This window comes from Lysinibacillus sp. FSL R7-0073 (genome assembly GCF_038009065.1).
Classification (GTDB): domain Bacteria; phylum Bacillota; class Bacilli; order Bacillales_A; family Planococcaceae; genus Lysinibacillus; species Lysinibacillus fusiformis.
Map to the genome: position 1 here is coordinate 1,245,353 of NZ_JBBPAS010000001.1, position 23,353 is coordinate 1,268,705.

The window sequence follows — 23,353 nt, forward strand, 5'->3', positions numbered from 1 at the left end:
ACGTCTTGTAAGTATATCAAGGGAAAATAGGAGGGGTTAGTAGGGGCATTAGCCCTTTAAAAAATGCTACAATAAAAGAAAAAAAGAGGCGATGCACGTGAATAACGTCATTGATTTTATTGCAAAGAAAAAAGAACGTGAAGAAAGGCAGCGTGCTCAGGATTTAGAGCGTTATGTTGCGACACACTGTAATTTCCAACAACCTGAAAATATTGACGCGCTAGTAGAGGGTAAACTGATAGAAGTCAAAGATCATACGTTATTTCTAGGCTTTCTGTCCATTTTAAAGGATGAGCAAATAGAGCCGATGACTATTTTTCAGGATGTCTTTACGTTAGAACCCGCTCGTTTTGAAATGTCTTACAATATGAGATGGTGGTCTGTTGTTCAACTAGCGTTTACATTTTTAACAATTTTAAAGGAAAATGAGCCGCATACATATGCTGATTTTTTAGGTCTCTCCAAATAATCTCAGTATGTGTACGTCTGGTCAAACACACGTACACATACAACATCCCTATGTTCTTCAATTAATTTTTAACTCTCTATCCATCATTCTATCCATTCATAGATATTTATAATTTCTCAATAATTTTTACTAAATATTTTAACGACCTCCATACTTGCTTAATGTTTGTTTTATACCATTACAGGTGTAAGCAAATAAAAATAAACAAAAACAAATGGAGGGTCCAACACATGGCAATTCAAAAGTTGTGGAAAAAAGGCTTAATTGGTGCATTAGCTATTTCCATGTTGGCAGCTTGTTCAGACAGTTCATCAGGTGCAAATGAGGTAAATGAAGATGTAACGCTTGAAGAAATTACAACAAAAGCAAAGGAAGAGGGAACTGTCAATTCTGTTGGTATGCCTGATACATGGGCGAACTGGGTGGAAACTTGGGAGGAGCTAGGAACTGAATATAGCATTAAACACAAAGATACAGATATGTCGAGTGCTGAAGAGCTAGCGAAGTTCGAAGCGGAGAAAGATGATGCTACAGCAGATATCGGTGATGTAGGGATTGCATTTGGTCCAATTGCCAAGGACAAGGGTCTAACATTACCATACAAAACTTCTTACTGGGATGAGATACCTGATTGGGCTAAAGACGATGAAGGCCATTGGATCGTTGGCTATACAGGAACTATTTCATTTTTAACAGATAAAAATAATGTAAAAGATGCCCCTAAATCGTGGGAGGATTTAAAAAATGGCAATTATACAGTCAGCATTGGGGATGCATTAACAGCTAACCAAGCACAGTTTGCTATTTTAGCAGCTGCTATGGCATTTGGTGGGGATGAATCCAATATTCAACCAGGGATTGATTTTTTTGCAGAGTTAGCGAAGCAAGGTAGATTACAGGGTGATCCATCGGTCGCAAGCTTAGAAAAAGGAGAAATTGATGTCGCTATCTTATGGGATTTCAATGCATTAGGCTATCGTCACCAAATTGATGAGGACCGTTTTGATGTAGTGATACCAAATGAGGGATCTGTTACTTCAGGCTATGCAACGATCATTAATAAGTATGCGAAAAACCCACATGCGGCCATGCTAGCACGTGAATATATTTTATCCGATGCAGGTCAAGAAAATTTAGCAAAAGGCTATGCAAGACCAATTCGAGACAAAGTGGACCTACCACAGGATGTAAAAGATTTATTATTACCAGCTGATATGTATAACAATGCTCAGCCAGTAAACGATCAAAAGAAATGGGAAGAAACAACGAAGCAAATTCCACAATTATATCAAGAGCAGGTGTTAATCCATGCAAAATAAGAAAATAGTTCTTATTGTCGTTGACGCACTACGCTTTGATACTGCTTGTAGTCATATGGGATTTTTACACCATTTAGTAGAGCGAAAGGTAGCAGCGCGCTATAAAATTTGTTCAGAGGTTCCAGCGTTATCCAGACCATTGTATGAAACCATTTTAACAGGGACACCCCCCATCGTTCATGGTGTCACAAGCAATATGACCGTCCGTTTATCGACTCAAAAAAGTGTCTTTCATGTTGCGAAGGAGCACGGATTGTCTACTGCAGCCTCAGCCTATTATTGGGTAAGTGAACTTTATAACAGAGCACCATTTAACCATATGGCTGACAGAATTCAACTGGATACATCCTTACCAATTGACAATGGATTGTTCTATTTTGAGGATCATTATCCGGATAGTCATGTATTTGCGGATGCAGCGTGGTTAATGGATGAAAAGCAGCCAGATTTCCTTTATATTCATCCGATGAATGTTGATGATGATGGTCATAAATTTACTGCAGATTCCGCACAATATCGCAATCGTGTTTTAGCGATGGATGCCTTATTATCATTATTCATCCCAAAATGTATGGCGCAAGGGTATGAGGTCATTGTTACAGCAGATCATGGCATGACGAGTGATGGCAATCATGGAGGAACAACGGATGAGGATCGTTATGTTCCACTGTTTGTGATAGCCGATTCTGTCAAGGCAGGGATAAATGAGGGTGTTGTTTCACAATTGCAAATTGCACCCCTATGCTGTCATTTATTGAATATGGAGCCTACTGATGAGATGGTGCCACTTTTGCTTGAAGGTGTGTATGCAGCAAAAGAGGTTTAACTAATAATAGTCGCTCCTTTTAGACTGGAGCGACTATTAACCCCATGAGCAGCAGTAATTAATAGAAAGAAGTGATTGTGTTGAAATCGAAGCGGCAATCCATTGCCTGGCTTTCTCCTTTTCTAGTATTACTAGTATTATTTTTCCTTGTCCCTTTATTGTATATGCTTCTAACTAGCTTTCAAAATAGTGATGGCTTTACGCTGACGCAATACAAGGCTGTCTTTACAAACGGCTATATTTTACAAGGTTTTAAAAATAGTATTACCTTATCCGTCATTTCAGCTATTATCGCGTTAATGGTTACATTGTTCGCGGTCTATGCCATGATGAAGTTTTCTGAGCCAGTAAGGGAGAAAATTTTAATACTAACAAATTTAACATCGAATTTTTCGGGTATTCCGTTAGCTTTTGCTTTTATCGTGTTACTTGGCAATAGTGGTTTATTTACCCTGTTATTTGAAAAATGGGACATCGATGCACTATCATCATTTTCACTTTATAGTTGGGGTGGCCTTTTATTAATATATATTTACTTTCAGCTTCCGTTATCGCTTATGCTGTTATATCCGATTTATGATGGAATCCAGCTGCAGTGGAAGGAGGCAGCAGCACTTTTAGGGGCATCCAGTTGTCAGTTTTGGATGAAAATTGGTCTACCAGTTATGCTACCAGGGATTGTCGGAACATTTAGTGTATTATTTGCTAATGCCATGGGGGCGTATGCCTCTGCCTATGCACTGACGAGCAGTAATTATAACTTAGTGGCGATTCGTATTGGCTCATTAATTAAGGGTGATATCTTTGCCCAACCAGAGCTAGCAAGTGCGATTGCGGTCATTTTAGCCGTATCAATGGTAACGGCTATGTTAATTAGTGAGTGGAGCATCTCAAAAACAAGGAGGAAACTTAAATGAAGAAGCGGGGCTTGGCCGATTTATTTTTCCTCCTGTTAGTTGGGTATCTTATATTGCCCGTTCTAGCAACGATGCTCTATGCTTTTGCATCAAAATGGAATAAAACTATATTACCCGAAGGATTTACATTAAAATGGTTTTTCACTTTGTTTCAGGATAGTGATTTTATTCAAGCATTTGGACGTTCAGTATTATTAGCAGGTGGTGCTGTTAGTATCGCACTCCTCGTTATTGTGCCAGCCATCTTCGTTATTGTCTTGTACTTTCCTAAGTATGAAAAATGGATACAGATGGCCGTTGTCATGGTCTATTCTTTCCCAGGAATCATTTTAGCGGTCGGACTTATCCGCGTTTATAGCCAAATAGGGATACCGATGATTTTCGTTGTTTTAGGGGCCTATGTTGTTGGAATTCTACCTTATATCTATCAGGGCACACGAAATAGTTTGCGAAATATAGATGCAAGGCAACTTCTTGATGCAGCTCAATTACTTGGCTCCTCTAAAAGGCAAGCATTCACAAAAATTTTACTGCCTACAGTTTATCCAGGCTTATTTGCAGGTGCGCTGTTATCTTTTTCTGTTTTATTTGGTGAATTTGTCTTAATTAATCTTGTTGTTGGCTCTCGCTTTGAAACAGTTCAAATTTATTTAATGAAAAAACTTAGTACAAGTGGACATATTGCTAGTGCAGTAGTTTTCATTTATATCGTGCTGATGGGTTTATTAACATTTGTCATTGCAATAGTAACGAAACGATCGAAAGGTGCTACAAATCTATGAGTTATCTTGTTATTGAAGGGCTTCATAAAAACTATGGGTCATCTACTGTTTTATCGAATATTAATATGAAAATTGGAAAAGGTGAATTTATTACTTTATTAGGACCAAGTGGCTGTGGAAAGAGTACGATTCTTCGTATTGTCGCAGGCTTAACGGATGCAACAGCAGGCCAAATTTCCATTGAAGGCAAAGATATGAATGGTGTACAACCGAAGGATCGCCTAGTAGGGATGGTTTTTCAATCCTATGCACTTTTTCCGAATATGACTGTGCAAGAAAATGTCGCCTTTGGTTTGCGTATGCAAAAAGAGAATTCAGTTGAGCTAGAACAGCGCGTTCAAGACATGTTGGAGCTTGTTCATTTAAGCGAAAAAGCGCACGCTTATCCGAAAGAACTATCGGGAGGTCAACAACAACGTGTTGCACTAGCGCGAGCGTTAATTGTCCGACCTAAAGTGTTGTTATTAGACGAGCCACTTAGTGCGCTAGATGCTCAAATACGTAAGAAGCTTCAGGCAGATTTACGGGCCATTCAACGGAAGCTCAATATGACGATGATTTTAGTAACGCATGATCAGGAAGAGGCCATGGCTGTTTCAGATAGAATATTTGTAATGAATAATGGCAGTATTGCGCAAAGTGGGACACCAACTGAGATTTATACAAGACCTGATAATGAATTTATTGCTAATTTTATCGGGCATTATAATGTTTTTTCCCGACAGGTATTACAGCAAATGCTCGGAGAACCTTTGCCAGAGCCATACCGTAAATTTGCGATTCGTCCTGAAGCTTTGCATTTCGATAAAAGAAACGGTGATCTGAGTTTAACAGGAATAGCGAAACAATCGTTAATGAGTGGTAATATCATTCGAACAACGTTTGAGGGGGAGGTCTTATTTACAATGGAGCAGCTGCATCAACAGGGCTATTCAATTGAAATGGGAACAACCTATAATTGTTATGTCTCAAAAGAAGATGTGATTGCATTATCATGACTTACGCAAAACTAGAAAGATTCGAATTTATATTAAAACAATTAGATTACGAAGGGAAAATAATTGTTACAAATATTGCTGATGCTCTTCAAGTAGCCCCTGAAACAATACGAAGAGATTTTGATGAATTAGAGCAACAGCGTTTATTAACAAGAGTTCATGGAGGAGCTATTAAATATACGAATGTACGGAATGAGCCTGCCTTTTTGCGTAAGCTACAAATGCAAAAAGAGGCTAAGCGTCAAATTGCTCGTATGGCCGCAAAACGCATTGGTGATGGAGATACGATAGCAATTGATACGGGGACGACAACGGTCCATATTGCAGATTTTCTACTAGCTGTTGACGATATAACAGTTGTTACGAACTCGATTGCAGCAGCTGTCCAGTTCAATTTAGCGATAGAGGAAAGACGCATGACTGGGAAGGTTATTTTACTAGGAGGTACTGCGAATCCTCGACAATCCTCTGTCGCAGGTGCCATGACTTTGGAAATGTTAGATAATATGAATTTTGATAAAGCATTTATCTCATGTGGTGGCATTAGTGATGGTGTCGTGTACGATTATGATTTGGATGAATCTCTCATTTCAAAAAAAATGCAAAAGCATAGTAAGGTTAATTATTTATTAGCGGATGCATCGAAAATTAATGGGAAATCATTTTTTCAAATCTGTCATCTTGAAGAATGTACGGAAATTTTTTGTGAAAATACTTGTCCATTAGAGTGGCAGGCTTATGAAGAAAAATGGACAGTATGTAATGGAGGGAAAAGTTGATGACAATTGATTATCATGTACATTTAGAAGAGGGACCTTATTCATCTCGCTGGCTAGAGCGTACATCACAGGCGCTTGAGTTTTTTCAACCTGTGGATGCTACTTCACAAGGTTCAAAGGAGGAGATGACCTTTCAGCTACAGAGGTTAACAGAGAGGGTTCAAAATGGCTGCTATAGTGAGGAATGGTTGGATTTATATCTTCAACAAGCAAAGCAGCTTGGTTTACGTGAGGTCGGCATTGTTGATCACTTATATCGTTTTAAGGAGACGCGCGCTTACTTCGAGCGCTTTATGAAATTGGACGATAGTGAGATTGGTCAATTACAGCGATATTGGCTAGATCGTGTCATGACAGAAAATATCGATACTTTTGTCTCTACCATTCAGCAGGCTAAAGAAAAATGGCACCGAGAAGGCATTGCCTTGAAGTTAGGTATAGAGGCAGATTATTTTATAAGTGGGGAGATGGAGCTGACTTCATTATTAGCAGACCACCCATGGGATTATGTAATCGGTTCAGTCCATTTTGTGGATGGCTGGGGCTTTGATAATCCCCAAACAGAACATCTATTTAAGCAAATGAATCCGCAAGCATTACAAGAAAACTATGAGCGCTTTTTTATGACTGTTGAAAACATGATTCAGTCCAAACTATTTGATGTTGTTGCACATCTTGACAACTTTAAAGTATTTAATTATCAGGTAGAGGATCAGGCATTTCTAAAAGTTTGGTATGAACGTATCGCACAAGCTTTAACGTCAACTCAAACTGCTACTGAGATCAATGCCGGGTTGTATTATCGTTATCCTGTAAAAGAAATGTGCCCTGGCCCTCGTTTTTTACAAACCTTACTTGACTATGGGGTTATTTTTACAATATCCTCAGATGCCCATTTCCCTGATGATTTAGGAAAGTATACATTTGCCAATACAGACTTACTCAAGAGCCATGGGGTTCAATCCATCGTCTCTTTTGAACAACGCATTAAAAAATTTATAGAAATATAGATACTGGAGAGGGCACTAAAGTTTTATATTAGTGTCTTTTATTCGTGCTACATATGTTCAATCTAATTTGCATACAAATGAATAAATTCATTTTTACTAGAGAGGCGATCGAATTGTCATACCTACATGAACAACCATTTTTGCCTATTGTTATACAGTCAGGACAGCATGCTTACGGGGTAGCCCGCTCTTTTTATGAGGCGTATAATATTAAGAGTTTTGTCATCGAGCCAGCTAGAAAACGAGGGAATTTCCGATCATTTTTATCCAGTGGTACGCAAGGAATCGCCACACAAAATAGTGGTATCCTTGACTTTCAATATGTAGAGCATTTAGATGATCCTAACCATTTTGTACAAGTGCTGCTGACGCTGGCAAAGCAGTTTCAGCATCAACGATTGATTTTATTAGTTTGCGACTGCTTCTACGCAGAGCAGATTATTAAAAATAAAGAGGAGCTAGAAAAATATTTTATTTTACCCTATATCGATCAAGTTTTGCTAAAGAAGGTTCAATCGAAGGAAAAATTTTATCAACTATGTGACTTGTATAAGTTAAAATACCCCCAAACAGTGACTGTCACAAAGGAACAACAGACAAACTGCGTCATACCATTCCATTACCCAATCATTATTAAACCTTCAAATTCTGTGGCGTACGCTAGCTGCTCCTTTCCTGAGAAGAAAAAAATTTATCTAGTCCATAATGACTGCGAGATGCAACAGATTGTTCGCAGTATTTATCGCTCAAGCTATCAAGATACCTTAATTTTACAAGAGTTTATCCCCGGTGATGATTCGTTCATTCGCGTATTAGACGTTTATGTAGGGAGAGATAAAAAAGTGAAATTGATGTGTTTAAGCAATAAGCTTTTTGAGGACCCCTCCCCGCAAAACAAAGGCATCTCTTTAGCTGTCATGATCGATTATGATGAGCCATTGATGGATACAATACGGCATCTGTTAGAGGACATCGGCTATACGGGCTTTGCCAATTTTGATATGAAATATGATCCGCGTGATGGGGAGTATAAGTTATTTGAGCTAAATTTACGAGCCGGTTCTTCCAGCTATTATGTAACAGCGAGCGGCCATAACTTCATGCAATATGTTGTGGATGATTATCTATTCCACATCCCCCTTGAACGAACGTATGTCCAAACTAAGCATTTGTGGTCACTACTGCCTCCAAAAACTTTATATAAATGTATGGGGAATGAAAAATTAAAAATTGAAGCAAAACGATTAGTGAAACAAGGCCAATATACAAATGCTTTATTTTATAAAGAGGATATGAGTATGAAGCGTTGGGTCAAGCTGAAATTATACAATGGATACTTATATATAAAGCATAGGAAGTATTTTATTGATCGTGACGTTTAGCTCTCTTATTAGATAAGATAAAACTTGAAATTGGGCGGATTAATCCTTTCAGCTACTTGTAATTAAGTCGAAACCACGACATTTGAAGCGCAAGCCTTGTAGGAAGTATCAACTATTCAGTATAATAGTAAGATGGAAATTCAAGTGCATGGATTTCGTTTGAAAGGAGTTACCTGATTGCGATGAATGAGGAACAACGCTTAGCTAATCAACAGGTCAATCAACCAAAAAAAGAAGACAAGCCTGAAAAGGATTACAGTAAATATTTTGAGAAGGTCTTTACGGCACCTTCCTTAAAAGATGCTAAAAAACGTGGTAAAGAAGATGTGAAATACCATAAGGATTTTAGCATTGACGAACAATTTGCAGGGATGGGTAAAGATCGTACTTTCTACATTCGTACTTATGGCTGCCAAATGAATGAGCATGACACAGAAGTAATGGCTGGTATTTTTATGCAGTTGGGTTACACACCAACTGAAATAATTGAAGAGGCTGATGTCGTCTTGCTGAATACATGTGCCATTCGAGAAAATGCAGAAAACAAAGTATTTGGAGAACTTGGTTTCCTGTTGAAATATAAACGAAAAAACCCAGAGATGCTAATCGGGGTTTGTGGCTGTATGTCGCAAGAGGAATCGGTTGTAAATAAAATTTTAAGAAGCTATCCACATGTCGATATGGTTTTTGGAACGCATAATATTCACCGTCTTCCAAACATTCTTAAAGAGGCTTATATGTCGAAAGAAATGGTCGTAGAGGTTTGGTCTAAAGAAGGCGATGTGATAGAAAATCTGCCGAAGAAACGTCTTGGTTCCATTAAAGCATGGGTTAATATTATGTATGGTTGCGATAAATTCTGTACGTATTGTATCGTACCGTATACACGTGGAAAAGAGCGGAGTCGTCGTCCAGAGGAGATCATTGCTGAGGTCCGAGAGCTAGCGGCAGCGGGCTATCAGGAGATTATGTTGCTTGGTCAAAATGTCAACGCTTACGGGAAAGACTTTGAGGATATCGAATATCGTCTTGGCGATTTAATGGATGCTTTAAGAAAAATTGATATTCCACGTATTCGTTTTACAACGAGTCATCCTCGAGATTTCGATGATCATCTAATCGAAGTACTTGCAAAACGTGGTAATTTAGTAGAACATATTCATTTGCCAGTGCAATCTGGCTCTAATGACATTTTAAAAATTATGGCTCGTAAATATACACGTGAGCATTTCCTGACATTAGTAGAAAAAATTAAAGCTGCCATTCCTGAAGTAACATTAACGACAGATATTATCGTTGGCTATCCAAATGAAACAGAGGAGCAATTTGAGGAAACGCTTTCCTTATACCGTGAAGTTGGCTTTGAGGCAGCATTTACGTATATTTATTCTCCTCGTGAAGGGACACCGGCTGCGAAAATGGTCGATAATGTACCTGAAGAGGTGAAAAAAGAGCGACTCAAACGTTTAAATGAAGTTGTGGGTGAGTATTCTCGCAAAGCCTTAGAACGTTTAAATGGTGAGGTTGTCGAAGTATTAGTTGAAGGAACAAGTAAACGACGAGATGATGTGCTAGCAGGCTATACGCGTAAAAATCGTCTTGTCAATTTTAAAGCACCAGCAGAAGTAATTGGTCAATTAGTAAAAGTTAAAATTATAGAGACTACATCTTATTCACTTACTGGTGAGTTTTTGGAAGTCGTAAAAAATGAAAAGGTGGAAGCGTAAATGACACAAATCTTATACACAAAAGAAGATTTAATTAAAAAATCACATGAAATTGCACATATGATTGCAAATACACCAGAGGTTGAGTTTTTCAAAAAGGCAGAAGCACAAATCAATGAAAATCAACAAGTACGTGAACGAATTGCTAGTCTAAAAAGTTTACAAAAACAAGCGGTTAATTTCCAACACTTAGGAAAAGAAAAAGCGCTAAAAATGATTGAAGATAAAATTGCTAAAATCGAAGAAGAAATTAATGACATCCCAGTTGTTCAACAATTTAAAGAATCACAAGGCGATGTAAATGATTTATTGCAATTAGTATCAAATACGATTGCTAATAATGTAACGAATGAAATTATCCGCTCAACAGGTGGCGATGTGCTACGTGGTGAAACGGGTTCATATGTAGATAATTCTCAACCAGGTAGCTGTTCTTAACAGATTATAGAAGTAAAGCTCGAATGACAGCATTCGAGCTTTTTTATGTTCATTTCTATGGAGGAATGCTCACGCTATAGCAGTCATCTTTCGAAAGGAGTTCTGGAGGAATCATTTAATTCTCTAAAATATATGTTCACCCAATGGGCGCTACCTGCATATGATGGAGTGAAAAGAGTCGAAGGAGGAATTGCGCTGAAACGTTTACGACAAATCGTGACGAAAGCAGTAGTTGCCAAAGGGAAGAAGAGAACGGAAGAGCGTGTAACATTATCACCAACAAATAAACCGACAAGTATTTTAGGATGCTGGGTAATTAACCATACTTGCTCTGCTAAAAGAGTCGGGAAATTTGTAGAAGTAACAGGGAAATTTGACGTCAATGTATGGTATGCCTATAGTAATCATTCGAAGACAGCTGTGTTTTCGGAAACAATTCACTATAAAGACAAAGTGAAGCTTCACTATCGAGAAGGAGAAATTAGCGTTGGTGATGATGTTCGTGTACGGGTAATACAAGAACCAAATTGTATTGAAGCAGTAATTTCTTCATGTGGTACGAAATTTGAAATTGTAGTAGAACGTGAAGTGATTGTGGAAGTAATGGGTGAAACAACAATTTGTATTAGTGTACATCCGCTAGATTATGAAGAAGACTGGAGCTTAAATGATGAGAGTTCATCATCATCATCATCATCTAGCTCGAGCTCAAGCTCATCTTCAAGCTCTGATGGAGAAGGTAGGTATGTATTAGAGTCATCATCGTTTCCTGATGAACGACCAAGATAATTTTAGAAACCATCATTTTTCGATACATGCGAAACGCTAGCATCTTAAAAAAGGTGAAGGAAGCGTTTCGCATGTATCTTTTGTTATAATAAAACTATCTATAGGTAAGAGCGAGGTAAATATTTATATGACAACATATACACCAATGATGCAACAGTATCTACAGGTTAAAGAAGATTACAAGGATGCCTTTTTATTTTTTAGATTAGGTGACTTTTATGAAATGTTTTTTGAGGATGCCATTAATGCCTCACAAATTCTAGAAATTACATTAACGAGCCGGGATGCTGGCGCAAAAGAACGAATTCCAATGTGTGGTGTGCCGCATCATTCGGCTAAAAATTATATTGAAACACTTGTGCAAAAAGGCTATAAAGTGGCTATTTGTGAACAAACAGAAGATCCAAAGCAAGCAAAAGGCGTGGTCAAACGTGAAGTGGTTCAACTCATCACACCCGGTACAATTATGGAAGGTAAGACACTTGAAGGGAAATCCAATCATTTTATTGGAGCAGCCGAACAACTGGATGACACAACATTTGGCTATGCATATCTAGATTTATCAACAGGTGAAGCCGTGGCTTCGTCCATTGAAGGTGATGGCAAAGCATTATTAATGCAAATGCAGGCTTATGGTATTCGGGAACTTATTGTAACGGATGGTTTACAGTTATTGTTAGCAGAACATGCTGCAAATGCCGCCATTGTACTGTCAGTGGAAGCCGATGAAATGACGGTGGATCAAGCAGCTAGCTATGTAGAAGCTGTTCCACCAGCCCTACAAATTTCATGCCTTCGATTATTGGCCTATATAGATAAAACACAAATGCGTTCGTTATCACATATTCAAGCATTTACGTTTAATGAAATGAAACATTATTTACGCATTGATTCTAGCTCAAAGCGAAATTTAGAGCTAATTCAATCCATTCGCGGTGGAGATCAAAAAGGGACACTGTTATGGTTGCTCGATGATACTGTCACAGCAATGGGTGGCCGTAAATTAAAACAATGGCTACATCAGCCGCTTGCCACACGCTCAGCTATTGAGTCTAGACTAGCGATTGTGACTGATTTATTAGAAGAATATTTTGTTCGAACAGAGTTACAAACTGCTTTAAAACAGGTATATGATTTAGAGCGGCTAGCTGGTCGCGTTGCTTTTGGCAATGTAGGTGGCCGTGATTTAGCGCAATTACGTGATTCGTTGCGCCAAGTGCCAGCTATTCAGCAGCAGTTAATAGGTGCGGGTAAGGAGACACTCCAACAATTAGGGGCAGCTCTCGATACATGTACAGCTGTTGAGGAGCTTTTAGCAAATGCCATAACGGATAATCCACCAATTACCATTAAAGAAGGGGATGTGATTCGAGATGGCTATCATGAACGATTAGACGAGCTTCGATATGCTGCTCGCAATGGTAAGGATTGGATTGCTCAGCTCGAGCAAGAAGAGCGTTTGAAAACAGGCATTAAAAACTTAAAAATTGGCTATAATCGCATCTTTGGTTATTATATTGAAATTACAAAATCTAATATCCATTTAGCAGATTTAACTCGTTATGAGCGCAAACAGACGCTAGCTAATGCAGAGCGCTATATTACACAGGAATTAAAAGAAAAAGAAGCATTGATTTTAAATGCTGAGGAAGAAAGCCTAACACTAGAGTACAACCTATTTGTAGAAATTCGAGATGCATTAAAGGAATTTATTCCACGTGTACAAGCACTAGCAGCGAGCATAAGTGAGTTAGATGTTTTACTAAGCTTTGCTAGCATCTCAGAAAAATATCGTTTTACAAAACCACAATTCCATAATGGACGAGCGCTTGAAATCATTGAAGGTCGCCATCCTGTTGTGGAAAAAATGTTGAACAAGCAAATGTATGTACCAAACGATTGTGTGCTAGAAGAACAGAATAATATGATGCTTATTACTGGGCCGAATATGTCTGGTAAAAGTACCTATATGCGTCAGGTAGCATTAATTGTCGTCATGGCACAAATGGGCTGCTATGTACCTGCTGAAAAGGCAAAGCTACCGATTACTGACCAAATTTTCACGCGCATCGGAGCAGCTGATGATTTAGCAGCAGGGCAATCTACATTTATGGTAGAAATGCTTGAATCTCAACACGCCATTATGCATGCCACAAAAAACAGTTTAATGTTATTTGATGAAATAGGCCGTGGAACCTCTACTTATGATGGGATGAGTTTAGCTCAATCCATGATGGAATATATTCATGACAAAATCGGTGCCAATACGTTGTTTTCTACGCATTATCATGAATTAACAGCTCTTGAAAAGGATTTACCACGCTTACAAAATGTACATGTCGCAGCGACCGAAAAAAATGGCATGGTTGTGTTCCTGCATAAGGTAAAAAAAGGTGCTGCTGATAAATCATACGGTATTCATGTGGCACAATTAGCGCAATTACCAGAAGAAATTTTGGCAAGAGCACGTGTGCTATTGGAAAACTTTGAGGCTGGGAACGAAGTAGTGGCTGAAACACAGAAAATAGCAGAACCGCCACTGCAAATGTCCTTATTTACTGAAGAAGAGCCAATTGCACCAGCTGGGGCAGAGGTGTTAAAAAAATTAGAGAAAGTTAATATTTTAGGAACTTCACCAATGCAGGCAATGAATATTTTATATGAGTTACAGCAAGAGTTATTAAACATGAAAAAATAAAGGAGTGATTCGTTAGTGGGAAACATACAAATTATGGACGAATGGCTCTCCAATAAAATAGCAGCAGGAGAAGTAGTTGAAAGACCAGCTTCAGTTGTCAAAGAGCTAGTAGAAAATGCGATTGATGCGGGAAGTACGTCCATTGATGTTTTTTTACTAGAAGCGGGTCTCACTTCCATTCAAGTAATTGATAATGGTAGCGGTATGGATGAAGAGGATGCCATCATGTCATTCTCTCGCCATGCAACGAGTAAAATCCATCAAGAGCATGATTTATTTCGTATTCGGACATTGGGCTTCCGTGGTGAGGCATTAGCATCTATAGCTTCTGTTTCAAAAATGACTTTAATTACATCGAACGGTGAATCCGGTACACATTTAGAGCTGGAGGGTGGTCATATGTTGACGCATAAGCCCGGCCCTTTACGTAAAGGGACAGATCTGACGGTATCACAATTATTCTTTAACACTCCTGCTCGCTTAAAATATATGAAAACTATTCAAACTGAACTTGGGCACACTATAGACTTAATGAATCGTCTTGCCCTTAGTAACCCACAAATTGCTTTTAGATTACTGCATAATGGTCAAATATTACTCCAAACAAATGGACGAGGAGATGTGCAACAAGTGCTTGCTGCCATCTATGGAGTACATAATGCCAAGAAAATGGTGTCTTTCCAAGGAGAATCACACGATTATCGCATTTCTGGCTATGTGACTCTACCAGAGGTGACGCGTGCTTCAAAAAATTATATGTCTCTATTCGTCAATGGTCGCTGGGTTAAGCATTATTTAGTACAAAAAGCTATTGTTGATGCCTACCATACGTATTTACCAATTGAACGTTTTCCTATTGTCGTTCTTTATATAGAGGGAGATCCATTTTTGACAGATGTCAATGTGCATCCTGCGAAACATCAAATTCGTTTAAGTAAGGAGCCAGAGCTTTTAAAATTAATCGAAGAAACTATCCGTGAAAGAATACGTAGCGTTATTCGCGTTCCACAAATGGAGAAAAAAGAAAAAATCGTCAAACCAGCTACAGAGCAATTAAATATTTGGAAGCCTACACCTAAGATAGATGTGGAGAAAATGAACGCAATTGTAGAGAAGTTATATGATGTGCAAACTGTTCAAGAAAACAATCGAGAAACTACAGTAGAGCCAGAGCCTGTTTCTACTATTGTGGAGGATTACGTGCAGCCAACTCCGCCATTAAAGATTGAAGAAATAGAAGAAGTACCTGTTATGGAGCAACATGAGGAATTAGCAGATAAGACGGCTAATGAGCCGTTCCCTGAGCTAGAAGTAGTAGGGCAAATCCATGGCACATACATTGTCGCCCAAATGGAGGATGGTTTTTATTTAATTGATCAACATGCTGCACAAGAGCGAATTAAATATGAATTTTTCCGAGAAAAGGTCGGTCAAGTTAATCCACATGAACGTCAGGCATTACTGCTTCCACTAACATTCCACTATGCGGCCGATGAGGCTCTTTTATTACGAGAACACAAACATGAATTAGAAGCAGTAGGCGTATTTTTAGAGGAATTTGGACAATCTTCCTTTGTTGTACGCGAGCACCCTAGTTGGTTCCCTAAAGGTGAGGAACAGGAAATCATTGAAGATTTAATTGAACAGGTGCTGACGACTAAAAAGGCAGATGTTAAAAAATTACGTGAAGCCGCCGCGATTATGATGAGCTGTAAAAAATCTATTAAGGCCAATTATTATTTAACGAAAGAACAAATGGAAATTTTGCTGAGAGATTTACGCAAAGCTGATAATCCATTTACATGTCCACACGGACGTCCAGTGCTCATTCATTTTACATCGTATGAAGTGGAAAAAATGTTCAAACGGGTCATGTAGTGAAAAGGGGGAAAATAATGGGCGAATTTATTTTAGCAATTGATCAAGGCACAACAAGCTCAAGAGCTATCTTATTCAATAAAAAAGGTGAAATTGTTCATGTAGCACAAAAGGAGTTTCAGCAAATTTTTCCGAGGGCTGGCTGGGTAGAACATAATGCCAATGAAATTTGGGGTTCGGTCCTTTCAGTAATTGCAACCGTCTTAACAGAAAGTGGGCATGATGCTAGTGCGGTCCATGCTATTGGAATAACGAATCAGCGAGAAACAACCGTAGTGTGGAATAAACATACAGGACAGCCTATTTACAACGCCATTGTCTGGCAGTCGCGTCAAACGCAGGAAATCGTGAATCACCTGAAAGAACAAGGGCATGAGAAGCTTTTTCAGCAAAAAACGGGATTACGTCTAGATGCTTATTTTTCAGCCACAAAAATTAAATGGATGTTAGATCATGTAGAGGGTGCACGTGAAATGGCTGACAATGGAGATTTATTATTTGGCACGATTGATTCTTGGATTGTTTGGCGATTATCAAAGGGAAAGGCTCATGTTACCGATTATTCAAATGCGGCTCGAACGTTACTATACAATATTCATGACTTACAATGGGATGCGGAACTTTGTCAGCTATTAGATATTCCGATGTCGATGCTTCCTGAAGTGAAAAATTCATCAGAAATTTACACTGAAACGGCAGCAAGTATTTTCTTTGGCGAAAAAATTCCGATTGCAGGTATTGCCGGTGATCAGCAGGCGGCACTTTTTGGTCAAACTTGTTTTACAAAGGGAATGGCTAAAAACACGTATGGTACTGGCTGCTTTATGTTATTGAATACAGGGCAACAGGCAGTAAAGTCGGAAAATGGGTTATTGACGACAATTGCTTGGGGAATAGATGGTAAGGTGACCTATGCATTAGAGGGAAGTGTTTTCGTAGCAGGCTCAGCGATCCAATGGCTACGAGACGGACTACGTATGATTCGGACTGCTGAGGATTCAGAAACCTATGCTAAAAAAGTAGCCAATACGGATGGTGTCTATGTTGTACCTGCCTTCGTTGGACTAGGTACACCTTATTGGGATACAGATGCTCGCGGTGCCATTTTTGGATTAACGCGTGGCACTTCTAAAGAACATTTCATCCGTGCGACACTTGAATCATTGGCCTATCAAACGAAGGATGTACTCGATGCTATGGAAGAAGCCGCGGAGGCACCTATTGAAGTACTCCGTGTAGATGGTGGTGCTGTAAAAAATGAGTTATTAATGCAATTCCAAAGTGATGTCTTACAGTTGCATGTAGAACTGGCAAAGCTCAATGAATCAACAGCACTAGGTGCAGCTTATTTAGCAGGACTTGCTACAAATTTTTGGCCAAATCAAGAGGTTTTATCAGCACTGTGGGTAAATGGTCAAACCTACCAGCCAAAAATGGAAAAAGACCAAGCGACAGCTCTTTATGCTGGCTGGCAAAGAGCTGTAGAGGCAACACGAATTTTTAAATCTTAGCTATTGGGGGAAAAAGGTATGTTTTCATATGAGCATCGTCCAAAAATTTTATATTATTTAGAGCACTATAGTTTTGACGTTTTAGTCATTGGTGGAGGCATTACGGGTGCAGGTATTGCCCTGGATGCTGCATCAAGGGGACTGTCCGTCGCTTGTATCGACATGCAGGATTTCTCTGCTGGAACATCGAGTCGATCAACTAAACTCATCCATGGTGGACTACGATATTTAAAGCAATTTGATGTAGGAGTTGTAGCAGAGGTGGGACGTGAACGTGAAATCGTCTATGACAATGCTGTTCATGTGACAACACCAGAAAAAATGCTTTTGCCTTTATATAAAAAGGGTTCCCTTAGCCCGATGACAACATCTCTAGCCTTAAAAGTTTATGACCGTTTAGCAGGTGTCAAAAAACAGGAACGTAGAACGATGCTAAATGCGCAAGAGACCTTAGCATTAGAACCTTTACTCAATCAAGAAGGACTTGTGGGTGGAGGATATTATGTTGAATATCGTACGGATGATGCGCGTCTTACAATTGAAGTATTAAAGAAGGCTATTGAATATGGGGCACTTTGTCTTAATTATGCGGAGATGAAGGAATTTATCTACGAGAAGAAAAAGCTTGTTGGAATTAAAGTAGAAGATCATTTAACAGGACGCATTTTAAATGTACATGCTGCACAAATTGTCAATGCTACAGGTCCTTGGGTGGATGATGTACGACAAAGGGATAAAGTAGCTGATAATAAGCAATTAAGATTGACGAAGGGTGTTCATATTGTCCTGAATCAAAAAGATTTTCCATTAAAGCAAGCAATTTATTTCGATATTGCTGATGGGCGTATGGCATTTGCTATTCCGCGTGATGGTAAAACCTATGTAGGTACAACCGATACTGTCTTTGAGGGCAATCCAGTACATCCTATTGCAACACAGCAAGATGTGGACTATTTAATAGAGGCAGCAAAGAAAGTCTTTCCTACAGCTAATATTACAAGAGCTACAGTTGAATCATCGTGGGCAGGCGTTCGTCCATTGATTTATGAAAAAGGAAAGAATCCTTCAGAAATTTCAAGGAAAGATGAAATTTGGACGGCTCCGAGTGGTTTAATGACGATAGCAGGTGGCAAGCTAACAGGCTACCGACAAATGGCAGAATCGATTGTAGATAAAATTGTAAAAACCCATCGTTATAAGCATGCGAGTGCATCCATAACTCGAGAATTATCACTGTCAGGTGCAAAGGGTATTAACGCTATCAATTTCCCTGATTATATTGCCTATAAAGCTCGAGAGGGTGTTCAGTATGGTTTAAATTATGATGAAGCCAAGCAACTTGTCCAAAAATATGGCACGAATGTGGATGCTTTATTTGATCGTGTAAAATACTTACATGAGCATGGTAGTACAATGCCACTTACTTTACATGCGATGCTATTATATGGCTTAGAAGCTGAGATGGTCTATACGCCAAGTGACTTCTTTATTCGTCGTACTGGCATGCTATATTTTGACATTGAAGCAGTCAAGCTCTATAAGCAACAAGTGCTTCAAGTGATGCAACAACACTTGAATTATACGGAGGAACAACGAGATGCTTATATGGCTGAATTAGATCAAGCCATCATGGATGCCACTATTTTCGTGAAAGAAGGGGAGTAAGCGATGGAGCGTTATATTCAAATGTCGGATGGACATTTTGTATTCACACGAACATTAGAATCTAAAAGGCCATGTATTGGACATATCCATATTTTACACGGCATGGCCGAGCATAGTGGTCGTTATTTAAAATTTGCTCACACTCTTCAAAATGCCGGCTATGTAGTGACGATGCACGATCATCGTGGACATGGTGAAACAGCTGCTTATAATGGAACTTTGGGCTTTTTTGCAGAAAATAACGGCTTTGAACGTGTTGTAGAAGATGCACATGAAGTCATTACTCAATTACATGCACCATTTGCCGACAAACCGTTCATTATTTTTGGTCATAGTATGGGCTCATTCATTACGAGACGCTATATCCAACGGTATGGGGAACAGGTTGACAATGTTGTGCTCTGTGGAACTGGCAATGTTACAGCTTTACATGCAATTGGTAATATCGTATCCAAGGCTTTAGCAAAAGGTCTTGGTAAAGAGACAGAAAGCCGGCTCCTCAATCAATTAAGTTTTGGTAGTTTTAATAAGCAGTTTCCAAACCCGAAGACTGCCTATGATTGGCTATGCTCCGTACAGGTAGAAGTTCAAAAGTATATAGATGATCCATATTGTGGCTTTATTCCAACCAATCAATTTTTTGTAGATTTGACAACAGGCTTTTCAACCTTGAACCGCAAAAAAGAAATTGCCAAAGTAAGAAAGGATCTTCCAATACTTTTGATAAGTGGCAGTAAAGATCCTGTCGGTGAAAAAGGACTAGGAGTGTACGCAGTGGCTGAACAATTAGCAACTGCTGGTGTAGAGGATGTCACTGTTTATTTATTTGAAGATAAGAGACATGAAATTTTAAATGAAGACAATCAAGAAGCAGTTTTTCAAGTATTATTACGGTGGTTAGAAAAATATGATAGAAAATAAATTACAGCAGGCAGAGGTCGTAGCAATAGTAGGACCAACTGCTTCTGGAAAAACAGCGTTAAGTATTGAACTTGCCAAAAAGTATAATGGAGAGATCATTAACGGTGACTCCATGCAAGTTTATAAAGGGCTAGATATAGGTACAGCGAAAATTACGGAAGAAGAGATGGAGGGAGTCCCTCATCATTTACTAAGTTTTCTGGAGCCGACAGAATCATTTTCAGTGGCCGATTATCAAAAGCTAGTAAGAGCAAAAATTGCTGACATACAAGCTCGTCATAAGCTACCAATTATAGTTGGTGGCTCAGGCTTATATGTACAAGCTGTTCTGTTTGATTTTCAATTTACTGATGAAAAAGTGGATGAGGCAGCACGTCAAGCCTATTATGATGAATTAGCGAAGCTTGGTCCTGAGGCAATGCACGATAAATTAAAACAACTAGACCCTCAAACTGCAGAGGCCATTCATCCAAATAATACACGTCGTGTCATTCGCGCATTAGAGATGCTAGAATTAAGCGGTGTATCGAAGGCAGCTGAAGCTCAAAATCGAGGCGAAGTGCCTCTCTATAATCACTTGATCTTAGGGCTAGGTCAAAATATGTCACGAGAGGTGCTTTATGACCGTATTAACCGCCGTGTCGATTTGATGATGGAGAATGGTCTTTTAGAAGAGGTCAAAGGGCTATGGCAACAAAATATCCGAGGTGTGCAGTCTATACAAGCCATTGGTTATAAGGAATTATATGATTATTTAGATGGTAAATGTTCGCTAGAAGGCGCTATTGACAGCTTAAAACAAAACTCTCGCCGCTATGCGAAAAGGCAACTTACTTATTTCCGCAATAAAATGGATGTCCATTTTGTGATGACAGGTGAGCAATTATAAAATTAAAGAAAAATTTCTAAAAATTACTAATTGATAAATTGGTAGAACGTGCTACTATAGGAATGAAGAGGTAGAAAGTTAGTAGGGAGGCTATTTGATGAAATCAATCAACTTGCAAGATACGTTCTTGAACCAACTACGTAAAAACAGTGTTTTTGTAACTGTATTTCTATTAAACGGATTTCAGTTAAAAGGGACTGTGAAATCATATGATAATTTTACAGTTTTATTATTGGATGCTGATAATAAACAGCACCTGATTTACAAGCACGCTATTTCTACATTCGTTCCAGCTAAACAAATAGAATTTTTAGAGACAGAAGCATAAAAAGATTGTTAAACAGTTAGTGTTCTCACACTGGCTGTTTTTTTTGCTTCAGGCTATAATGATAGAGGAAATAGATATTTGGAGGACGAGTTTGATGAAATCAATGGAAACAACACAATTATTAGAACTATTAGATGCAAATGAAGACCTATATATTATTGATGTACGTGAAGAGGATGAAGTAGCACATGGCATGATTCCTGGTGCTCAACATATTGCTCTTGGCACAATCCCAGAACGTCTAGAGGAATTAGATGAAACTAAGCCATATATTATCGTTTGTAAGGCTGGTGGCCGTTCAGCTAATGCTTGTTCTTATTTAGAGGCACAAGGATTTGATGTGACAAACCTTGAAGGCGGCATGTTAGCTTACGATGGCGAATTAGAATTTAAATAATGACATAATGAAAAAAGAAAGAGTATATACTCTTTCTTTTTTCATGTGCTTATTTTTGGAGTGAGTCCATGATGAGGCTAAAGTTTTTTTCAAAGTTCATGTACGGGTTCACGTTTTTTTGCCCACGAACCTTTGAAGCATAGCTGGCAAAATTTAAACCAGCACCGTATATTTGTAAAGCGCCATTCGCAAGATCTCCCTTTTGTAAAAGCTCAATGCCATCCTTTAAGAAATTTTCACTCTCATCGAAGTGACATTCCGCCATATATTTATCTCCACTATAAAATAATTTCAAATTTTCCATAATGACATACGCTGTTTCTGCACTGATGGAAGCATCAACATTTATTAATAACTGATTAATCGGTTTCACTAACTGAGCGTAATGACTATCATAATTTTCACAAGTATCCGCAATAGCGTTTCTTAATTCTCTTGCGTTCATTCTAACTCCTCCTTAAAGAAAATTTTAGGCTTACCTTATGAAGTAATTAGCCATTCCTTTTCCCTGTATCTATAAAACGTACTCTTTAATTTTCAGAAATATGTTACAATTATATCGATGAAGGAGGGATTTTGTATGTTTCGTTCAATAGCACCCCCAACAATGTCTTTACAGTAGAATCTACTGTTAAGGCATACGATAACAGTTTGCTCATTTTCAATAGATTCTACTGTATAGATTAAAACTTATACGTAGAAAGTAGGAATTGTAATGAGCGGAAAATTAGCGTTTATATTATCCATGATTATTTTTGGCGCAGTTGGTGTTTTCGCCAAGTATATACCTTTAACTTCAAGTGAAATCGCTTTTTGGATGAGTTTAATTGGTGCTTGTTTTTTGATAGTGATTTTTATTTATAAAAAGGAAAGCTTTACGAAAAGAAGTATTCTCAAAAATAAGTGGAAATTAGTACTTTCTAGTGTTGCCTTATGTGGGAATTGGATTTTCTTATTTCAGGCTTATAAAGAAACAACAATTGCTAATGCTGCACTTAGTTATTATTTTGCACCAGTACTTGTTATCAGCTTATCTCCAATTATCTTAAAGGAGAAGCTAGTTGGCAGAAAAATACTGTATATCTGTGTGGCCCTTATCGGACTATTTTTGATAGTCCAAAGTCAAGGCACTGGGGACAGTAAACATTTTATTGGTATTGTCTACGGTCTTATTGCTGCATGCTTTTACACAGCTCTAACATTTACAAATAAATGTATATGTGGTTTAAAAGAACCGGAAAATACAATAATTCAACTATCTTTAGCAGCATTTTTCCTTTGCTTTTATATATTTGGAACAACAGAATTTCAGGTCATGACAATCAGTTTTAAGTCAGTCCTATTATTAATTTCATTAGGTATTGTCCATGCAGGGGTTGGATTTTTATTGTTCTTTTGGGGCATGTCAAAGCTGAAAGGGCAAAGTATAGCCATTCTTAGCTATATAGATCCACTGACATCATTAGTCATTTCAACGATGATTATTGGAGAAAAAATGACACTTCTACAAATAATAGGAGCGGTACTATTATTAGGGTCAACATTGCTAAGCGAGCTAGAAAAAGAGCCAAAGAAATAGTACAAGTAACGCATTCAAATGTTGACAGAAAAAATATGCTGTCGTAGATTA

Annotated in this window: 22 protein-coding genes; 21 read left to right on the forward strand and 1 reads right to left on the reverse strand. The window is 38.4% G+C overall.

What is annotated here, in order from left to right:
* Positions 1–91 precede the first annotated feature (91 nt).
* The 20 genes from MKY88_RS05895 to MKY88_RS05990 all read left to right on the forward strand — a co-directional run bounded on the left by MKY88_RS05895 (position 92) and on the right by MKY88_RS05990 (position 21,723).
* Entirely contained in the window at positions 92–469 is a 378-nt protein-coding gene (locus MKY88_RS05895) for a 2-oxoglutarate ferredoxin oxidoreductase subunit beta (protein ID WP_340813169.1), read from the forward strand.
* 230 nt (positions 470–699) lie between these two features.
* The gene (locus MKY88_RS05900) at positions 700–1,788 is read left to right on the forward strand and encodes an ABC transporter substrate-binding protein (protein ID WP_340813171.1); all 1,089 of its coding nucleotides are present in this window, start codon (positions 700–702) and stop codon (positions 1,786–1,788) included.
* Positions 1,778–2,614: an alkaline phosphatase family protein gene (locus MKY88_RS05905; RefSeq protein ID WP_258268011.1), complete on the forward strand. Its 837-nt coding sequence runs from the start codon at positions 1,778–1,780 to the stop codon at positions 2,612–2,614. The genes MKY88_RS05900 and MKY88_RS05905 overlap by 11 nt, the downstream gene beginning before the upstream one ends.
* 71 nt (positions 2,615–2,685) lie before the next feature.
* Positions 2,686–3,531 (forward strand): ABC transporter permease, encoded by an 846-nt coding sequence (locus MKY88_RS05910; protein WP_340813174.1) that lies wholly within the window; start codon positions 2,686–2,688, stop codon positions 3,529–3,531.
* Positions 3,528–4,313 carry an ABC transporter permease gene (locus tag MKY88_RS05915; RefSeq protein WP_340813175.1) on the forward strand — a complete coding sequence of 262 codons (786 nt, stop codon included), beginning with the start codon at positions 3,528–3,530 and terminating at the stop codon, positions 4,311–4,313. Before MKY88_RS05910 ends, MKY88_RS05915 begins: the two co-directional genes overlap by 4 nt.
* Positions 4,310–5,311: an ABC transporter ATP-binding protein gene (locus tag MKY88_RS05920; RefSeq protein ID WP_258268013.1), complete on the forward strand. Its 1,002-nt coding sequence runs from the start codon at positions 4,310–4,312 to the stop codon at positions 5,309–5,311. The genes MKY88_RS05915 and MKY88_RS05920 overlap by 4 nt, the downstream gene beginning before the upstream one ends.
* Positions 5,308–6,090 carry a DeoR/GlpR family DNA-binding transcription regulator gene (locus MKY88_RS05925; protein WP_340813177.1) on the forward strand — a complete coding sequence of 261 codons (783 nt, stop codon included), beginning with the start codon at positions 5,308–5,310 and terminating at the stop codon, positions 6,088–6,090. The genes MKY88_RS05920 and MKY88_RS05925 overlap by 4 nt, the downstream gene beginning before the upstream one ends.
* Entirely contained in the window at positions 6,090–7,100 is a 1,011-nt protein-coding gene (locus tag MKY88_RS05930; RefSeq protein WP_193831223.1) for a histidinol phosphate phosphatase domain-containing protein, read from the forward strand. Before MKY88_RS05925 ends, MKY88_RS05930 begins: the two co-directional genes overlap by 1 nt.
* Positions 7,101–7,177: 77 nt before the next feature.
* The gene (locus tag MKY88_RS05935) at positions 7,178–8,482 is read left to right on the forward strand and encodes a carboxylate--amine ligase (RefSeq protein WP_340813178.1); all 1,305 of its coding nucleotides are present in this window, start codon (positions 7,178–7,180) and stop codon (positions 8,480–8,482) included.
* 182 nt (positions 8,483–8,664) lie between these two features.
* Positions 8,665–10,209, forward strand: a complete 1,545-nt coding sequence (miaB, locus tag MKY88_RS05940) for a tRNA (N6-isopentenyl adenosine(37)-C2)-methylthiotransferase MiaB (protein WP_328202898.1) — start codon at positions 8,665–8,667, stop codon at positions 10,207–10,209.
* A complete protein-coding gene (locus tag MKY88_RS05945; RefSeq protein WP_012293354.1) occupies positions 10,210–10,647 on the forward strand; it encodes a RicAFT regulatory complex protein RicA family protein in 438 nt (145 codons plus the stop codon).
* A 132-nt stretch (positions 10,648–10,779) separates the two neighbouring features.
* Positions 10,780–11,436: an outer spore coat protein CotE gene (cotE, locus tag MKY88_RS05950; protein ID WP_232540466.1), complete on the forward strand. Its 657-nt coding sequence runs from the start codon at positions 10,780–10,782 to the stop codon at positions 11,434–11,436.
* 127 nt (positions 11,437–11,563) lie between these two features.
* Positions 11,564–14,134 carry a DNA mismatch repair protein MutS gene (gene mutS / locus MKY88_RS05955; protein ID WP_193831226.1) on the forward strand — a complete coding sequence of 857 codons (2,571 nt, stop codon included), beginning with the start codon at positions 11,564–11,566 and terminating at the stop codon, positions 14,132–14,134.
* A gap of 15 nt (positions 14,135–14,149) precedes the next feature.
* Entirely contained in the window at positions 14,150–16,012 is a 1,863-nt protein-coding gene (mutL, locus tag MKY88_RS05960; protein ID WP_340813180.1) for a DNA mismatch repair endonuclease MutL, read from the forward strand.
* Between the two features lie 17 nt (positions 16,013–16,029).
* Positions 16,030–17,523, forward strand: coding sequence for a glycerol kinase GlpK (glpK, locus tag MKY88_RS05965; RefSeq protein ID WP_340813181.1), 1,494 nt, complete (start codon positions 16,030–16,032; stop codon positions 17,521–17,523).
* An 18-nt stretch (positions 17,524–17,541) separates the two neighbouring features.
* Entirely contained in the window at positions 17,542–19,188 is a 1,647-nt protein-coding gene (locus MKY88_RS05970; protein WP_340813182.1) for a glycerol-3-phosphate dehydrogenase/oxidase, read from the forward strand.
* Between the two features lie 3 nt (positions 19,189–19,191).
* Complete coding sequence (locus MKY88_RS05975; RefSeq protein ID WP_193831230.1) at positions 19,192–20,109, forward strand: alpha/beta fold hydrolase; 918 nt, start codon at positions 19,192–19,194, stop codon at positions 20,107–20,109.
* Positions 20,096–20,998: a tRNA (adenosine(37)-N6)-dimethylallyltransferase MiaA gene (gene miaA, locus MKY88_RS05980; RefSeq protein ID WP_328202884.1), complete on the forward strand. Its 903-nt coding sequence runs from the start codon at positions 20,096–20,098 to the stop codon at positions 20,996–20,998. The genes MKY88_RS05975 and miaA overlap by 14 nt, the downstream gene beginning before the upstream one ends.
* 97 nt (positions 20,999–21,095) lie before the next feature.
* Positions 21,096–21,326, forward strand: a complete 231-nt coding sequence (hfq, locus tag MKY88_RS05985; protein WP_069480426.1) for an RNA chaperone Hfq — start codon at positions 21,096–21,098, stop codon at positions 21,324–21,326.
* Between the two features lie 94 nt (positions 21,327–21,420).
* On the forward strand, positions 21,421–21,723 hold the full coding sequence (locus MKY88_RS05990; protein WP_025114024.1) for a rhodanese-like domain-containing protein: 303 nt from the start codon (positions 21,421–21,423) through the stop codon (positions 21,721–21,723).
* A gap of 49 nt (positions 21,724–21,772) precedes the next feature.
* Here the strand turns inward: MKY88_RS05990 and MKY88_RS05995 are convergent, their stop codons facing one another.
* Entirely contained in the window at positions 21,773–22,168 is a 396-nt protein-coding gene (locus MKY88_RS05995; RefSeq protein WP_340813183.1) for a hypothetical protein, read from the reverse strand.
* Positions 22,169–22,438: 270 nt separating this feature from the next.
* On the opposite strand from MKY88_RS05995, the gene MKY88_RS06000 reads away from it, so the two are divergent.
* Positions 22,439–23,302 (forward strand): DMT family transporter, encoded by an 864-nt coding sequence (locus tag MKY88_RS06000; RefSeq protein ID WP_340813184.1) that lies wholly within the window; start codon positions 22,439–22,441, stop codon positions 23,300–23,302.
* The last annotated feature ends 51 nt before the right edge of the window (positions 23,303–23,353 follow it).

Coding starts and splice junctions, on each gene's coding strand:
- MKY88_RS05945 (WP_012293354.1), top strand. CDS start 10,210: ATGACACAAATCTTATACACAAAAGAAGATTTAATTAAAAAATCACAT.
- miaB (WP_328202898.1), top strand. CDS start 8,665: ATGAATGAGGAACAACGCTTAGCTAATCAACAGGTCAATCAACCAAAA.
- MKY88_RS05920 (WP_258268013.1), top strand. CDS start 4,310: ATGAGTTATCTTGTTATTGAAGGGCTTCATAAAAACTATGGGTCATCT.
- MKY88_RS05970 (WP_340813182.1), top strand. CDS start 17,542: ATGTTTTCATATGAGCATCGTCCAAAAATTTTATATTATTTAGAGCAC.
- MKY88_RS05905 (WP_258268011.1), top strand. CDS start 1,778: ATGCAAAATAAGAAAATAGTTCTTATTGTCGTTGACGCACTACGCTTT.
- mutS (WP_193831226.1), top strand. CDS start 11,564: ATGACAACATATACACCAATGATGCAACAGTATCTACAGGTTAAAGAA.
- hfq (WP_069480426.1), top strand. CDS start 21,096: ATGAAATCAATCAACTTGCAAGATACGTTCTTGAACCAACTACGTAAA.
- MKY88_RS05925 (WP_340813177.1), top strand. CDS start 5,308: ATGACTTACGCAAAACTAGAAAGATTCGAATTTATATTAAAACAATTA.
- MKY88_RS05900 (WP_340813171.1), top strand. CDS start 700: ATGGCAATTCAAAAGTTGTGGAAAAAAGGCTTAATTGGTGCATTAGCT.
- MKY88_RS05935 (WP_340813178.1), top strand. CDS start 7,178: ATGAATAAATTCATTTTTACTAGAGAGGCGATCGAATTGTCATACCTA.
- MKY88_RS06000 (WP_340813184.1), top strand. CDS start 22,439: ATGAGCGGAAAATTAGCGTTTATATTATCCATGATTATTTTTGGCGCA.
- MKY88_RS05915 (WP_340813175.1), top strand. CDS start 3,528: ATGAAGAAGCGGGGCTTGGCCGATTTATTTTTCCTCCTGTTAGTTGGG.
- MKY88_RS05975 (WP_193831230.1), top strand. CDS start 19,192: ATGGAGCGTTATATTCAAATGTCGGATGGACATTTTGTATTCACACGA.
- cotE (WP_232540466.1), top strand. CDS start 10,780: ATGTTCACCCAATGGGCGCTACCTGCATATGATGGAGTGAAAAGAGTC.
- glpK (WP_340813181.1), top strand. CDS start 16,030: ATGGGCGAATTTATTTTAGCAATTGATCAAGGCACAACAAGCTCAAGA.
- MKY88_RS05895 (WP_340813169.1), top strand. CDS start 92: ATGCACGTGAATAACGTCATTGATTTTATTGCAAAGAAAAAAGAACGT.
- MKY88_RS05990 (WP_025114024.1), top strand. CDS start 21,421: ATGAAATCAATGGAAACAACACAATTATTAGAACTATTAGATGCAAAT.
- MKY88_RS05930 (WP_193831223.1), top strand. CDS start 6,090: ATGACAATTGATTATCATGTACATTTAGAAGAGGGACCTTATTCATCT.
- MKY88_RS05995 (WP_340813183.1), bottom strand. CDS start 22,168: ATGAACGCAAGAGAATTAAGAAACGCTATTGCGGATACTTGTGAAAAT.
- miaA (WP_328202884.1), top strand. CDS start 20,096: ATGATAGAAAATAAATTACAGCAGGCAGAGGTCGTAGCAATAGTAGGA.